This window comes from Pelagerythrobacter marinus (assembly GCF_034375205.1).
Taxonomy (GTDB): Bacteria; Pseudomonadota; Alphaproteobacteria; order Sphingomonadales; family Sphingomonadaceae; genus Pelagerythrobacter; species Pelagerythrobacter marinus.
The window spans coordinates 2,332,284-2,346,471 of the sequence record NZ_CP139719.1 but is presented as its reverse complement, the minus strand read 5'-3'; the positions used below and the strand labels follow the sequence as shown (position 1 = coordinate 2,346,471).

General features: G+C 71.0%; 13 protein-coding genes. 7 read left to right on the top strand and 6 right to left on the bottom strand.

Going from position 1 to position 14,188, the window contains the following annotated elements:
• Window positions 1-71 precede the first annotated feature (71 nt).
• Window positions 72-1,553, top strand: coding sequence for a glycerol kinase GlpK (gene glpK / locus T8T98_RS11475; RefSeq protein ID WP_251105098.1), 1,482 nt, complete (start codon window positions 72-74; stop codon window positions 1,551-1,553).
• Here glpK and T8T98_RS11470 read toward each other — a convergent pair.
• Window positions 1,550-2,011, bottom strand: coding sequence for a DUF1465 family protein (locus T8T98_RS11470; RefSeq protein WP_251105099.1), 462 nt, complete (start codon window positions 2,009-2,011; stop codon window positions 1,550-1,552). The genes glpK and T8T98_RS11470 overlap by 4 nt on opposite strands.
• 109 nt (window positions 2,012-2,120) lie before the next feature.
• Window positions 2,121-2,318, bottom strand: a complete 198-nt coding sequence (locus T8T98_RS11465; protein WP_160733926.1) for a YdcH family protein — start codon at window positions 2,316-2,318, stop codon at window positions 2,121-2,123.
• A gap of 171 nt (window positions 2,319-2,489) precedes the next feature.
• Here T8T98_RS11465 and T8T98_RS11460 point away from each other — a divergent pair, with 171 nt between their 5' ends.
• The 5 genes from T8T98_RS11460 to tilS all read left to right on the top strand — a co-directional run bounded on the left by T8T98_RS11460 (window position 2,490) and on the right by tilS (window position 8,186).
• Window positions 2,490-2,645 (top strand): YdcH family protein, encoded by a 156-nt coding sequence (locus tag T8T98_RS11460; RefSeq protein WP_160733925.1) that lies wholly within the window; start codon window positions 2,490-2,492, stop codon window positions 2,643-2,645.
• A 225-nt stretch (window positions 2,646-2,870) separates the two neighbouring features.
• Window positions 2,871-5,141: a phosphoenolpyruvate--protein phosphotransferase gene (ptsP, locus tag T8T98_RS11455; protein WP_251105100.1), complete on the top strand. Its 2,271-nt coding sequence runs from the start codon at window positions 2,871-2,873 to the stop codon at window positions 5,139-5,141.
• A 133-nt stretch (window positions 5,142-5,274) separates the two neighbouring features.
• On the top strand, window positions 5,275-6,126 hold the full coding sequence (locus tag T8T98_RS11450) for a helix-turn-helix domain-containing protein (RefSeq protein WP_251105101.1): 852 nt from the start codon (window positions 5,275-5,277) through the stop codon (window positions 6,124-6,126).
• 160 nt (window positions 6,127-6,286) lie between these two features.
• Window positions 6,287-7,237, top strand: a complete 951-nt coding sequence (locus tag T8T98_RS11445) for a tetratricopeptide repeat protein (protein WP_160733922.1) — start codon at window positions 6,287-6,289, stop codon at window positions 7,235-7,237.
• Window positions 7,238-7,319: 82 nt separating this feature from the next.
• Window positions 7,320-8,186 (top strand): tRNA lysidine(34) synthetase TilS, encoded by an 867-nt coding sequence (gene tilS / locus T8T98_RS11440; RefSeq protein WP_251105951.1) that lies wholly within the window; start codon window positions 7,320-7,322, stop codon window positions 8,184-8,186.
• Here the strand turns inward: tilS and T8T98_RS11435 are convergent, their stop codons facing one another.
• The 4 genes from T8T98_RS11435 to zwf form a co-directional block, all read right to left on the bottom strand.
• On the bottom strand, window positions 8,187-8,963 hold the full coding sequence (locus T8T98_RS11435; protein ID WP_251105102.1) for a L,D-transpeptidase family protein: 777 nt from the start codon (window positions 8,961-8,963) through the stop codon (window positions 8,187-8,189).
• Window positions 8,964-9,073: 110 nt separating this feature from the next.
• Window positions 9,074-9,688, bottom strand: a complete 615-nt coding sequence (eda, locus tag T8T98_RS11430) for a bifunctional 4-hydroxy-2-oxoglutarate aldolase/2-dehydro-3-deoxy-phosphogluconate aldolase (RefSeq protein ID WP_251105103.1) — start codon at window positions 9,686-9,688, stop codon at window positions 9,074-9,076.
• A 4-nt stretch (window positions 9,689-9,692) separates the two neighbouring features.
• Complete coding sequence (edd, locus tag T8T98_RS11425) at window positions 9,693-11,501, bottom strand: phosphogluconate dehydratase (RefSeq protein WP_251105104.1); 1,809 nt, start codon at window positions 11,499-11,501, stop codon at window positions 9,693-9,695.
• A gap of 48 nt (window positions 11,502-11,549) precedes the next feature.
• Window positions 11,550-12,989 (bottom strand): glucose-6-phosphate dehydrogenase, encoded by a 1,440-nt coding sequence (gene zwf / locus T8T98_RS11420; RefSeq protein ID WP_160733918.1) that lies wholly within the window; start codon window positions 12,987-12,989, stop codon window positions 11,550-11,552.
• A gap of 138 nt (window positions 12,990-13,127) precedes the next feature.
• Here zwf and T8T98_RS11415 point away from each other — a divergent pair, with 138 nt between their 5' ends.
• On the top strand, window positions 13,128-14,156 hold the full coding sequence (locus tag T8T98_RS11415; RefSeq protein WP_160733917.1) for a LacI family DNA-binding transcriptional regulator: 1,029 nt from the start codon (window positions 13,128-13,130) through the stop codon (window positions 14,154-14,156).
• The last annotated feature ends 32 nt before the right edge of the window (window positions 14,157-14,188 follow it).

The following is a 14,188-nucleotide window of genomic DNA, read 5'->3' as shown; positions in this document are numbered from 1 at the left end:
GCGCCGCGCGCCTGTCGAGTTCCGGGCGACAGGCTCTGGCGCGGCGGGCGATTGGCGCTAGGGTGCAGGTCATGGGAGAAAGGATCCTCGTCCTCGACGCGGGCACGACCTCGACGCGCGCCATGGTCTTCGGCGCCGACGGGGCGCTGCACCAGATGGCCCAGCGGCCGCTGACGCAGCACTATCCCCGGCCGGGGTGGGTCGAACACGACGCGGACGAGATCTGGCAGCGCACGCTGGCCTGCGCGCGGGAGGTCATGGCCAGTGCCGGCGGCGCCGGGGCGATCGCGGCGATCGGGATCACCAACCAGCGCGAGACGGTCGTCGCCTGGGACCGCAACAGCGGGGAGCCGCTGGCACGCGCGATCGTGTGGCAGGATCGCCGCACGGCCCCGCTTTGCGCGCAGCTGAAGGACGAAGGGCACGAGCGCGCCGTCCAGCGCCGCACCGGGCTCCTGCTCGATCCCTATTTCTCGGCCACCAAGATGCGCTGGCTGCTCGACAACGAGGCCGCCGTGCGCGCGGCGGCGGAACGTCGTGCGCTGGCGCTGGGCACGGTCGAAAGCTGGCTGGTCCACAAGCTTTCCGGCGGGGCCTTCGTCAGCGATGCCAGCAATGCCAGCCGCACCCTGCTCCTGCCGCTTGACGGGGCCGGGTTCGATCCCGGTCTCTGTGCGCTCTTCGGCATTCCGCCGCGCGCCCTGGCCGACGTGGTCGATACGCACGGCACCCTGGCGGTCGCCTCGGCCGACGTGCTCGGCGCGGCGATCCCGGTCTGCGGGCTGGCCGGCGACCAGCAGGCCGCGACCGTCGGGCAGGGGTGCCTGGCGCCGGGGGAGACGAAGGCGACCTATGGCACCGGCGCGTTCATCCTGACGAACCAGGGCGACCGCGTGCCCGCCTCCGGCCACCGCCTGCTCGGCACGGTCCTGACCCAGCGCGAGGGGCGGCGGCGATATGCGCTGGAAGGATCGGTTTTCGTCGCCGGCAGCCTGGTCCAGTGGATACGCGATTCGCTGGGCCTGATCGGCTCCGCGGCGGAGACCGAGGCCCTGGCCCGCTCCATCCCCGACAGCGGCGGCGTCACGATCGTGCCCGCCCTTTCCGGGCTGGGCGCGCCGCACTGGCAGGCCGATGCCCGGGGCGTGATCGCGGGGCTCAGCTTCGCCAGCGGCCGGGCCCAGATCGCCCGCGCCGCGCTGGAGGCGATGGCCCACCAGACCCACGATCTCGCCGCCGCCTTCGCCGCGGACGGGGAAAGCTGGCAGGCCCTGCGGATCGACGGGGGGATGAGCGCCAACGACTGGATGGCGCAGGATCTGGCCAACATGCTGGGCATCGCGGTCGAGCGGCCCGATTTCGTGGAAACGACGGCTTTCGGCGCGGCCATCCTCGCCGCCGTGGGCGCCGGGTTCCACGCCAGCCTGGACGACGCCGTCGGCGCGATGCGCGGCGCCGTTCGCCGGTTTGAGCCCGCGATGGCGGGCGACGTGCGCGAGGAACGGCTGGCCCGCTGGCGCCGGGCGCTGGCCGCCGCGGTGCCCGCGGCCTAGATCTCGCCCACCGCCCGGCCGAGCCGTTCGCGCAGGCGCAGGACGGCCGCCGGGCGCATTTCGAAACTGTCGCGCCAGGCCCGGTCGAGCCGGGTAATGCGCGCGTGCAGCAGCTCGCTGGCGCGGACCAGCTCGCCGATGTCCCCCGGCAGCAGGGCGAGATTGTCCGGGTCGGACGGGCGATCGGGCGGCAGGGCGCCGTGGCGGCGCAGCTGGAACTCGCTCATCTCGCCGTGGAAATGGGCCCGGCGGTTGAGCAGCCAGGCCAGTGCATGCATGACGCGGGTGGTCGTGCGCAGCCCCTCCACCGACAGGGCGATGCGCGCGAAATCGTCCTCGTCCGCCGGCAGGCTGGCCTGCGACAGGTCGAACGCGGCGCGCACTTCGTCGGCCAGGGCCAGCGCCTCGTGATAGAGCGCCTCGATAATCGCCTGGCTGATATCCGCGTGCGTTCCCATCGCGGCCACAGCGCTACCCCAGCGCGCGCGCGCCCGCCAGATGCGCGGGGCCTGTTTTCCCACGCCGAATGCGCGTGTTCCGTTGCGGGACGATGCGTTTCCGGTCTGCTCAGGCGATGATGTCGGGAAGCAGCTCGTCCTCGATCGCGGCGATCCGGTCGCGCAGGCGCAGCTTGTGCTTCTTGAGCCGGGCGAGCTGGAGCTGGTCGGTCGAGCCGGCAGCGCGCAGCGCCTCGATCGCCGCGTCGAGATCGCGGTGCTCGACCCGCAGCGTCGCCAGTCGCTTGCGCAATTCCTGCTCGTTCATCCGGGGCCGATTCCACGCCGTTTCGTTTCACCGCGCCTCTGCCCGGTCCCGTCGAAATGCGCAATCGGGGGACTTCGCAAGCGGGCGCGCTTGTGGTTCTATAGCTGCACGCGGCTCGACCGCGAAGGCGAGTCGCTGTCCTAACGGTGTTCAACCAAAGGAGAGCACACAATGGTATCGTCCCACGCCAATGCCCTGCAGAGCAAGCACGCCGGCCTCGAGGAGCGTCTTCGCGACGAGTTGAACCGGCCCGTGCCCGACGCGGCGACGATCCAGGCCATCAAGCGGCAGAAGCTCAGGATCAAGGAAGAGCTTTCCACGATCTGAAGCGCCTGTTCCAGCACATGCGCGGCCCGGCCGGCCCATCGGCCGGGACGCCCCGCCCCGCCCCGCGCCGGGCGATCGCGCTTTCCCCGCGCCGGCGCATGGCAACGGCGCCTCTCGCCATCGGGCCGTGCGGGTGCGGATCGGCCCGGTTCGCGGCCACGGCGGTGCAATTTCGTAGCGTAAGCGCCGTTCCACAGCGCGCGCTTTTGGTATAGGCGGCTTTGCATGAGCGCCGCAGTCGCAGCCCGCCAGATCCTGACCCGCCTGCACGAAGTGATGGCCTCGCGCCTTCACGCGCAGGGCAAGCTCGACCAGGTCGTCGACATCATCGCCGAGTGCCTCGATAGCGAGGTCTGCTCGATCTACCTCCTGCGCGAGGGGATGCTGGAGCTTTTCGCCACGCACGGCCTCAACGCAGAGGCGGTCCACGTCACCCGCATGGCGATCGGCGAGGGGCTGGTCGGCACGATCGCCGACAATGTCGAGACGCTGAACCTGGCCGAGGCGAAGGCCCATCCCGATTTCCAGTACCGGCCCGAGACGGGGGAGGAGAAGTTCCATTCCTTCGCCGGGGTGCCGATCGTCTATCGCGAGCGGGCGGTGGGCGTGCTGTGCGTGCAGCACCTCGACCCGCGCCGGTACGAGGATGTCGAGATCGAGGCGCTGCAGACCACCGCCATGGTCCTGTCGGAGCTGATTTCGAACAACGAGCTGATCGACGAGGAGGAAGCGCGCGGCCTCGCCCCGGCCGACACCGGGCCGGCGACCGTGGCGGGCCTGCCGCTGGTCAAGGGGCTGGGCAGCGGGGTCGCCGTCTATCACCAGCCCCGGATCACGATCGACCAGGTCATGGCCGACGACATCGAGGCCGAGCGCCAGCGCGTCTATCGCGCGTTCGACCGGATGCGCGACCAGATCGACAACCTGGCCGACCGGGCCGAGTTCGGCGTCGGCGGCGAACACGAAGAGGTTCTCAAGACCTACAAGATGTTCGCCTACGACGAAGGATGGAGCCGGCGCATCAACGAGGCGATCGATTCCGGCCTGACGGCGGAAGCCGCGATCGAGCGGGTCCAGCAACGCACCCGGATGCGCATGCGCGAGATCGACGATCCTCTGCTGCAGGACCGGATGCACGACCTGGAGGATCTCGCCAACCGGCTGCTGCGGATCGTCTCGGGGCAGATCGGCACCGCCGCCAGCCAGGGCCTGCGGGGGGACGCGATCCTGATCGCCAAGAACCTCGGCCCGGCCGAACTGCTCGAATACGACCGCCGCCGCCTGAAGGGCGTGATCCTCGAAGAAGGCTCGCTGACCGCGCACGTGGTGATCGTCGCGCGGGCCATGGGCGTGCCGGTGCTCGGCCGCGTGCGGGGGCTGCGCGGCATGGTGCAGGAAGGGGATCTCGTCCTGCTCGATGCCGATAACGGCAATGCCGTCGCCCGCCCGGCGCAGCAGGTCGTCGATGCCTTCGCCGCCCGCTTCGCCAAGTCGCGCGAGCGGCAGGCGCACTATGCCGAACTGCGCGACGTGGAGCCCTTCACCCGCTGCGGGACGCGGATCGAGGTGATGATAAACGCCGGCCTGCGCGACGACATCTCCGCCCTGCCGCTGGTCGGGGCCGACGGGATCGGCCTGTTCCGGACCGAGTTCCAGTTCCTCGTTTCCGCGACCCTGCCCCAGCGCGAGCGGCAATTCCGCCTCTACCGCGATGTCCTCGACGCCGCGGGCGACCGGCCGGTGATCTTCCGCACCGTCGATATCGGGGGCGACAAGGCCCTGCCGTACTTGCGCGAAAGCGAGTTCGAGAACGACGAGAATCCCGCCATGGGCTGGCGCGCCCTGCGCCTGGCGCTCGAACGCGAAGGGCTGCTGAAAGTCCAGGCCCGCGCGCTGCTGGAGGCGGCGGCCGGGCGTTCGCTGCACGTCATGTTCCCGATGGTCAGCGAACCGTGGGAATTCGACGCCGCCAAGGCCGTGTTCGACAGCCAGCTGGCGCACTTGCGGCGCAAGAAGAAGCTCCTGCCCGAAGCGATCCGTTACGGTGCAATGCTGGAAGTGCCGGCGCTGGCCGAAGTGCTCGACCAGATGGTGCCGCGCCTGTCCTTCCTCTCGGTCGGGACCAACGACCTGACGCAGTTCCTCTTCGCCGCCGATCGCGCCAACCCCAAGCTGGCAGAGCGCTACGACTGGTTGAGCCCGGCGATCCTGCGTTTCCTGCGCCGGATCGCCCAGGCCACCGCGGGCAGCGGGGTGGACCTTGGCGTCTGCGGCGAGATGGGCGGCCGGCGGCTGGAGGCCCTGGCCCTCCTCGGGCTGGGATTCCGGCGGCTTTCGATCACCCCGGTCGCGGTCGGGCCGATCAAGGCGCTGGTGCGCCAGGTGGACCTGGCCGAACTGGAAAAGGCGATGCAGGGCTGGCTCGCCGCCCCGCCGCAGGACATGCGCGGCGCGCTCACCGCCTGGGCGCAGGAACGCGGCATCGAAACCGACTGAACCGTCGCGCCCCTGCGCCCTTCCGTCGCAAAGCCCGGCAGGGGCCCGGCGATCGGCTTGACAGGGTGGCGCGCCCGCTATTGTCCGGTTACTATCAATCGGGCCGTATTATTTCGGGTACGCTAGGGACGGCATGTCAGACGAAACAAGTGAAACTCCTGGCGAGCTGCCACTGGAGGGCGCGGGCCAGCGTTTGCGCCGGGCGCGCGAGGAAGCGGGCCTGACGGTCGAGCAGGTCGCGGCCGAGACGCGCATTCCGCAACGGCACCTCGAAGTGATCGAGGCGGGCGATTTCGCCGCCCTTCCGGCGCGCACTTACGCGATCGGCTTCTCGCGCACTTACGCCAAGGCCGTGGGCCTCGACGAGGGCGAGATCGCGCGCCAGGTGCGCGAGGAAACGGGCGCGGTGCAGGAACGCGGGCAGCCGCACGGCGCCAGCTTCGAACCGGGCGACCCGGCCCGCGTCCCCTCGCGCGGGCTCGCCTGGCTCAGCGCGCTGGCGGTGGTCCTGCTGGTCGCGGGCGGCTTCGCCTATTTCAAGGACTACTTCTTCCCCGGCGCGGGGCCCGGGCCGATCACCGCGCCGGAAGCCGAGGTGGCCGCGGCCGGCGAGGGCGCGGCCGATGCGCGCGCGGATGCCGCGCCGCCGCCGGCCGGCGGCCCGGTCGTCTTCACCGCGCTGGAAGACAATACCTGGGTCAAGTTCTACGACGCCAGCGGCGAACAGCTGATGCAGAAGCAGATGGCGCGCGGCGAGACCTATACCGTTCCCGCCGATGCCGATGGTCCGCTGGTCTGGACCGGGCGCCCCTATGCCCTGGCGATAACCGTCGGCGGCCGCAGCGTGCCCAAGCTTTCGGAAGAGGACGAGATCGTGCGCGACGTGCCGGTCAGCGCGGAGGCCCTGCTGGCCCGGGCCGATGCCGGCGCGGCGGATGAGGCGCCGTCCGCGGGGCAGGCCGAAGCCGGCGCGGGCGGGGCGTAAACCGGGTTAGATTTCCCCCGCTTTACCGCCCGAACGCCTCGACAGGGGCGATCGTTTGAGGCAAAAATCGCCGCCATTCAGGCGCAGTTCGGCAAACGTGGTGCCTTCAAGGGGGCGCAGCGCCGGGCGGCGCGGATCGAGGGACAGGAGCGAACTTGACATGAGCAGCCGCACGGGCCGTGCACTTCTTGGCGTACTGGCAATCGTATCGGTCGGGGCCGTTCCGGCACCGGCCCTGGCCCAGGACGGCAGTGCCGAGGCGCGCCTGCGCAAGCTGGAAGCCGAAGTGCGCGCCTTGCAGCGCACCGTCTTCCCCGGGCCCGAAGGGCGTTTCTTCCAGCCGGAGATCACCGGCCCGGCGCAGCAGGGCAGCACCGCGGCGGCACCGTCCACGACCGCGGTGACCGACATTCTCGCCCGTCTCGACGCGCTGGAGGGCCAGATCCAGTCGCTCACCGCGCAGACCGAGAACAACACCAATGCCCTGGGGCAGCTCGAAAGCCGTCTCGCCGCGCTGGAGGTGACGCGCGGCGCGGCGCCTGCCACCGGCGCGCCCGCCGCCGACGCTACCGGCAATGGCAGCGGCAATGGCGGCGCGGCGCAGGAAAACCTTTCCGCGATGACCGGCGGCGCTTCGTCCGCCGGCGCGCAGCAGCCGGCGACCGGCCCCACGGCGGCGCGGCTGGCGGCGGTGCAGGAAATCGCCAAGCCGCAGACCGACGATCCGGGCGACGACGAGTATTCCTACGGCTACCGCCTGTGGAACGCCGGCTTCTACCCCGAGGCGCAGCAGCAACTGACGCTGTTCGTCGAGAAATATCCCGATCACTGGCGCACGACCTATGGCCGCAACCTGCTCGGCCGGGCCTACCTCGATGCGGGCAAGCCGGCCGAGGCCGCGCCCTGGTTCCTGCGGAACTACCAGGCGGACAAGCAGGCCGCGCGCGCCCCCGACAGCCTGCTCTACCTGGCCGAGGCGATGATCGCGTCGAACGACACCAGCCGCGCCTGCATCGCGCTGGCCGAATTCGCCGAGACTTATCCGGCGATCGCGGCCGGCCGCCTTTCCGACCAGTACGAGGCCAATCGCCGCAAGGTGACCTGCAATTGACGGCCCGCCCGATCCCGACAGCCTAGAGCGCTTTCGCGCCGATCTCGCGCGGGTCTGGCCGGCGGAGGGCGGAAGGCTCGGCATCGCGGTTTCGGGCGGCCCCGACAGCCTGGCCCTGCTCCTGCTCGCCCACGCGGCCCTGCCCGGACGGGTCGAGGCTGGGACGGTCGATCACGGGCTGCGCGATGAAAGCGCGGCCGAAGCGGCGATGGTCGCCGGCCTCTGTCACCGCCTGGGCATCGAGCACGCGACCCTGCCGGTCGCGCTGGACGATGGCAACGTGCAGGACCGCGCCCGCGCCGCGCGCTATGCCGCGCTGGGCGCGTGGATGGAGCGCCGCTCGCTCGACGCGCTGGCGACCGCCCATCATGCCGACGACCAGGCCGAAACGCTGCTGATGCGGCTCAACCGCGGCAGCGGCCTGTCGGGGCTGGCCGGGATCCGCGAATGCGCGCCGCTGCCGTGCGGGCGGCCGGTCGTGCGGCCCCTGCTGGCCTGGCGCCGGGCGGAATTGTCCGCGGTGGTGGAAGCCGCCGGGATCACCCCCGTGGACGATCCTTCGAACCGCGATCCGGCCTATGACCGGGCGCGGATCAGGCAGGCGATGGCCGCGGCGGACTGGCTCGACCCGGTGGCCATCGCCACGAGCGCGCGCCTCCTGGCAGAGGCGGAAGTGACGATCGCCGCCATTGCCGACGACGCGTTCGCGCGCGGCGTTTCGCGCGAGGCGGGCGGTTTCCGCTATCGACCGGAGGGGCCGCGCCTCGTCAGGTACCGCGTGGTGCAACGCATCCTGCAGGCGCTGTCCGCGCGGCCGCGGGGCGGACAGGTCGCCGCCCTGGTCGAAAGGCTGGAAGGCGGGGGCGCGGCGAACCTGGCCGGCGTGATGGCGCGGGCCGAGGGCGAGGCGTGGCTCTTCGCGCGCGAGGCCCCGCGCCGCACCGGCTGATCAGATGATCGAATCGCCCAGCTGCATCGTTTCGCCGCGGGTGATGATGACCTTGTCGCCCTTCTTCGCGATCGCGAACAGGCGGCTGGCAAGCGGGTCGGGGATCGCGATGCACCCGTGGCTGGCATAGCCGTTCTCGACTTCCGATCCGCCGTGAATGGCAATTCCGTCCAGCGTCAGGCGCAAGGTCCAGGGCATCGGCGCATTGCCGTATTTCTCCGAGACGTTGTGCCGTTCCTTGGAAATGATCGGGAACGTGCCGACCGGGGTGGGGTGAGCCTCGGTGCCCAGCATGGCCGCGGCCGCGCCGATTTCATACCCGCCGCGGAAGATCGAGATCACCCGCGCTTCCAGGTCCACCGTGATGACCAGCGGACCGGGGGGAACGCCCTCGTCGTCCCAGTGCCACTCGCCGTACTTGATCGGCCCGTCGATCGGCAGGATGCGCTTGACCACGAAGTCGTCGCCCGCCCCGGCAGAGGCGGGCTTCGGCTCCGGCGCCGCGCTCTGCCTGTCGGCGGTGCGGGCCAGGGCGGGGCCATCGTCCTTGCCCGCGGCAGCGTCTTCGGCGCGGGTCGTGCCCTTGCCTTCGGCGTCGCCATCGCCATCGCCGGCCGCCAGCGCCGCCGCGTCCACCGGTATCGCGGTCGCGCCCGGTGCAGCGGCCGCCCCGGTCGCTTCGCCGCGGGGCCACATTCCGCTCGCCAGCGTGGCGCCGCCGAACAGGAGAACACATGCGGCGGTCGCGCCGCCAATCCATTTCAGCATCGGGTTCATGCCCGGCACTATGCGCCCGGCGCGCCCGGCGTTCCAGTGCGAAGCGCGAGGCGTCCCGCGGGGGGACGCGGTCCGGGCAAAAGTTAACGCCGCGCGCGGGGGGGGGGGCGTCAGCGCGCCAGCGCGGCAGCCTGCCGGGCGAGATCCTCGATCGCGGGCTTGTCGGGCGTGCCGCGCGGGGCGACCCAGCTGCCGCCGACGCACAGGACCGGCTCGAAGGCGAGCCATTCGGCGGCGTTGTCCGGCCCGATCCCGCCGGTGGGGCAGAAACGGCACAGGCCGAAGGGCGCGGCCAGCGCCTTCAGCGCGGGAAGCCCGCCGGCGGCCATCGCCGGGAAGAACTTGAAATGGGTCAGCCCCAGGTCGAGGCCGCGCATCACGTCGCCCGCGCTGGCGACGCCGGGCAGGAACGGCACGTTGCGGTCGATCGCCGCCCGGCCGAGCGGCTCGGTCAGCCCGGGCGAGACGATGAAGCTGCTGCCGGCTTCCATGGCCTGGTCCAGCTCGTGTTCGTTGGTGACCGTGCCCGCGCCGACGATCGCGCCGGGCACCTGCTTCATCTCCGCGATCGCTTCCAGCGCCGCCGGGGTGCGCATCGTCACCTCCAGCACCGGCAGCCCCCCTGCGACCAGCGCCTGGGCCAGCGGCACCGCGTCGGCCACCTCGTCGATCACGATCACCGGGATCACGGGGGCGGTATTCATCAGGGTGGCAATATCGGTCATCGGTTCAAAGTCCTGCTGTGGCGAGCATGGCCGATCCGCCCTTCTCGGCGCTGTCGGCGAAGTTGCGGAACATGGCGAAAAGCTCGCGCCCGGTGCCGCCCTCGGGCCGCGGTTCGGGCGCCGGGTCGCGGCTGTCGAGGTCGGCCGTGGTCGACAGCTCGCCGCTGGCCGCGCAGAGGCGGATCGTGTCGCCATCGCGCAATCGCGCGAGCGGGCCGCCGCCGAGCGCCTCGGGCGTGCAGTGGATCGCCGCCGGCACCTTGCCGCTGGCGCCGGACATGCGCCCGTCGGTGATCAGCGCGACGCGATAGCCGCGATCCTGCAGCACGCCGAGGGGCGGCGTCAGCTTGTGCAGTTCGGGCATCCCGTTCGCGCGCGGCCCCTGGAAGCGGACGACCACGATCACGTCGCGGTCGAGCTCGCCGGCCTTGAAGGCCTCGGCCACCTGGTGCTGGGTCTCGAACACGCGGCAGGGGGCCTCGATCGTCCAGCGGTCGCGCTCGACCGCCGAGGACTTGAAGCAGGCGCGGCCCAGGTTGCCTTCGACCAGCCGCATCCCGCCATCGGGCTGGAACGGATCGGACACCGGGCGCAGCATCTCGGCATCGCCGCTCGGCCCCGGCTCGCGCCAGGTCAGCCGGTCTTCGTCGAGGCCCGGCTCCAGCGCGTAGTCCGACAGGTCGCCCCGGCCGACGGTCAGCACGTCGCGGTGGGCCAGCCCGGCTTCCAGCAGCTCGCCGACGACATAGCCCATGCCGCCCGCCGCGTGGAACTGGTTCACGTCGCCCGCGCCGTTGGGATAGACATGGGCGAGCAGCGGCACGGCCGAGGACAGCTCGGCCAGGTCGTTCCAGTCGAACACGATCCCCGCGGCGCGCGCCATCGCCGGCAGGTGGATCGCGTGGTTGGTCGAACCCCCGGTCGCCAGCAGGCCGACGGCGGCGTTGACGATCGACTTCTCGTCGACGCAGCGGGCGAGGGGGCGATAGTCGTCGCCGTCCTGCCCGATGGCCGCGACGCGGTGCACCGCCTCCCGGTCGAGCGCCTGGCGCAGCTTCGTCCCCGGCTGCACGAAGGCGGCGCCGGGAACGTGCAGGCCCATGAGCTCCATCATCATCTGGTTGGAATTGGCCGTGCCGTAGAATGTGCAGGTGCCCGGCGAATGGTAGGAACCGAGCTCGCTCTCGAGCAGCTCCGCGCGCCCGACCTTGCCTTCCGCATAGAGCTGGCGGACGCGCTGCTTTTCCTTGTTCGGGATGCCGCTGGGCATCGGGCCGGAAGGGACGAAGATGCACGGCAGGTGGCCGAAGCGCAGCGCGCCGATCAGCAGGCCGGGCACGATCTTGTCGCAGATGCCGAGCGTGAGCACGCCGTCGAACATCGCGTGGCTCAGCGCGACGCCGGTGGACAGCGCGATCACGTCGCGGCTGAACAGGCTCAGTTCCATGCCCGTTTCGCCCTGGGTCACCCCGTCGCACATGGCCGGCGTGCCCCCGGCGACTTGCGCGGTGGCGCCGACCTCGCGGGCGTAGATCTTCAGCCGTTCGGGATAGCGGCCATAGGGCTGGTGGGCCGAAAGCATGTCGTTGTAGGCGCTGACGATGCCGAGATTCGGCCCGCGGTTCGCCTTCAGCGCCTCCTGGTCCTCGAGCGAGCCGGCATAGGCGTGCGCGAGGTTGGAGCACGAGACCGTGCTGCGATCGGGCCGGTTGTCGGCCTCGCGCTGCATCAGGTCGAGATAGGCCGCGCGCGTCGGGCGCGAGTTGGCGATCACGCGCCGGGTCACGCGGTGGATCGTGTCGTGGAGGGTCATGCGAACCTCCTTTCGCTGGGTTGCGGGGGCAGGGCGGCGGGGCGGAGGCTATTCATGCCAGGTCACCCCGTCGCGTTCGGCGAGGGCGATGGCGGCGCTGGGGCCCCAGCTGCCCGACATGTAGGTGCGCGGCTGCAGGCCCTGGGCGGCCCAGCCGGCGCGGATCGCGTCGATCCATTCCCACTGCGCCTCCACCTCGTCGCGGCGGACGAACAGGGTCTGGTCGCCTTCGAGCAGGTCGAGCAGCAGGCGTTCGTAGGCGATCCGGCGGACCGCGCCGGAAAAGGCGTGCGGCATGGCGATGTTCAGCGGCACGCTGCGCAGCCGGATCCCCTCGCGGTCGAGCCCGGGCACTTTCGCCATCAGCGAGAGCGTGATGTTCTCTTCCGGCTGGATGCCGATGACCAGCTTGTTCGCCTGAACTTTCGCGCCCTTGCCTTCGAAGATCGAATGGGGAATCGGGCGGAACTGGACGACGATCTCGGTCACGCGTTCGGGCATCCGCTTGCCCGTGCGCAAGTAGAAGGGCACGCCCTTCCAGCGCCAGTTGTCGACGTGGGCCTTGATCGCCACGAAGGTCTCGGTGTCGGAAACCCGGCCCAGTTCCTCGTCGTAGCCGGGCACGGCCTCGCCCTGGATCGCCCCGGCGCGGTACTGGCCGGTCACGGTCTCGCCCTCGACCACGCGGCGCAGGCTGCGCAGGACCTTGACCTTCTCGTCGCGGACGGCGGTCGCGTCGAAGCTGCCCGGCGGTTCCATCGCGACCAGCGCCAGCAGTTGCAGCATGTGGTTCTGCACCATGTCGCGCAGCGCACCGGCGTCGTCGTAGAAGGCGACGCGCCCTTCGAGGCCGACCGTTTCCGCCACGGTGATCTGAACGTGTTCGATATGCGCGGCGTTCCACAGCGGTTCGAACAGGATGTTGGCGAAGCGCAGGGCAAGCAGGTTCTGCACCGTTTCCTTGCCCAGGTAGTGATCGATCCGGAAAATCCGCTCTTCGGGAAAGGCGGCGGCGACCGCGTCGTTGATCTCGCAACTGGTCGCAAGGTCGGTGCCGAGCGGCTTTTCGAGGCACATGCGCACGTTGGGCCCGTCCAGCCCGGCGTGCTGCAGCCCGCGGATCGTCGGTTCGAACAGGCTGGGCGCGGTGGACAGGAAGATCGCCAGCCCGCGCGCCGGCTCGCCCACGCGGGCGGCAAGGTCGTTGTATCCTTCCAGCGTCGTCGCATCGAGCGGCTGGTAGGTGAGGCGGTTGAGGAAATCGGCCATGCCGCCGCGCCGGTTGGCCGGCAGGTAGGTTTCCAGCGCCTCGCGCGCGAAGTTGCGGAACCCGCCTTCGTCGAGGTCCGACCGCGCGGTGCCCACGATCTTCAGGTCGGGCGCGAGGAGGCCGTCGTGGTCGAGCGCGCAGAGCGACGGCAGCAACATGCGCTGCGCGAGGTCGCCCGTGGCGCCGAACAGGACCAGCCGATCTGCGGTAAAGCTCATGCGTCGATGCCTTTCGCTCGTCGCCTGACTACCTAGGCAGGCATCCCCCCGGGCGCCAGTGCATCGCATACATATTCAGCCTCGCTTGCGCTTTGGCCTGCACTTGCCGATAGGGGGCGACATATGGGCGAGAGGTCAATGGATACGCGAACGAAAAGGCGGCCGACGTCGATCGACGTCGCGGAACGGGCGGGCGTGAGCCAGTCCACGGTCTCGCGCGCCCTCGCCGGGTCGGAAGTGATTACCGAGGCGACGCGCGCCCGCGTCCTGCGCGCGGCGGAGGAAATCGGCTATTTCGTCGACGAGCGCGCGGCGCGGCTGCGGCGCGGATCGACCGGCACGATCGCGGTGGTCGTGATCTGCCGCCCGGGGCAGGGCGCGGCCGACATCAACCCGTTTTCCTACATGCTGCTGGGCAGCGTGTGCCTGGCCGCCTCGGAACGCGGGTTCGAGACGCTGGTGTCGTTCCAGGCGCGGGAAGAGGACCTTTTCGGCCATTACGAGGAACGCGGCTGGGCCGACGGGCTGGTCGTGATCGGCACGACGACCAACCGCGCGGCCTGGGACTATTTCCGCAAGCTGGAGAGCGCCGATCGCAACGTCGCCTACTGGGGATCGCCGTTCGAGGACCTCGAGTGGGTGCGGTCGGACAACCGCGCGGCCGGGCGCCTCGCGGTCGAACACCTGCTGGCGCGCGGATACCGGGCGCCGTGCTTCCTGGGCGCGATCGATTCCGCCCAGCACCAGTTCGCCGAGCGGTACGAGGGGTATTGCGAGGCGATGCGCGCCGCCGGCCTCAACCCCAGCCTGATCGCGACGCGCGAAGGCGCCACGCGCGAGGAGGAAGGGGCGGAGGCCTGCGCCCGCTACCTGGCGGGCGGGGGCAGGGGAGACGCGATCTTCGCCGCCTGCGACGCGATGGCGCTCGGCGCGCTGGAGGAACTGGCGCGGCGCGGGGTGTCGGTGCCCGGCGAAGTGGGGCTGGTGGGTTTCGACGACTTGCCCGCCACCCGCTACAGCCGGCCGCCGCTGACGACGATCGCGCCCGATGCCGCCGCGGCAGGCGGGCTGCTGATCGATGCCGTGCTGGGCAACGGCGAGCAGGAGGCCGAGGGCCGCCGCCGGGTGCCGGTCTCGCTCGTCGCCAGGGGCAGCACGGCGCGCTAGCGCCGGCCCGGGTGCCGTTTCCCGCAGGGGCG